This window comes from Pseudomonas sp. K8, assembly GCF_014889455.1.
Classification (GTDB): domain Bacteria; phylum Pseudomonadota; class Gammaproteobacteria; order Pseudomonadales; family Pseudomonadaceae; genus Aquipseudomonas; species Aquipseudomonas veronii.
Genome location: NZ_VJWO01000212.1, coordinates 1 through 387, shown reverse-complemented (window position 1 = coordinate 387; position 387 = coordinate 1). Strand labels below are relative to the sequence as shown.

The window sequence follows — 387 nt, the reverse complement described above, 5'->3', positions numbered from 1 at the left end:
CTGCTGCGCAGCCGGGGCATCGGCTCCGGGCCGCACGAAACCATCCCCGACGAGCTGCTTGAACGTTTGGGCTTGAGCCGTGACAAGGCTGAAGAAGTCGTGGCCAAGGTGCTGGATGCCGAGGTGCTGTTGCGCGAATTGGCCTCGCAGTTCAGCCAGGGCTGAATCGGTAGCTTGTTAGATCGCTATCGGGGGCAAGCCCCCTCCCACATTTTGATCTGCGAACACGGTCAAGTGTGGGAGGGGGCTTGCCCCCGATGAATCCACCTCGGTCTACTGCTTTTTCTTCGGCTTCAAATACTTGGTCAAGCCCTGGAACCAGATCACCAGCGCCGGGTTGCCCTTGATCTGGATCGACTTGTCCTGAATCCCCGTCATGAACGCCAG

At 59.4% G+C, this 387-nt stretch carries 2 pseudogenes; one reads left to right on the top strand and one right to left on the bottom strand.

The annotated features are described in order from the left end of the window. Positions 1-165 (top strand): annotated as a pseudogene (locus INT12_RS31065) (histidine kinase); the annotation flags it as partial. A 108-nt stretch (positions 166-273) separates the two neighbouring features. Here INT12_RS31065 and INT12_RS31060 read toward each other — a convergent pair. Further along, a pseudogene (locus tag INT12_RS31060) lies at positions 274-387 on the bottom strand (helicase); the annotation flags it as partial.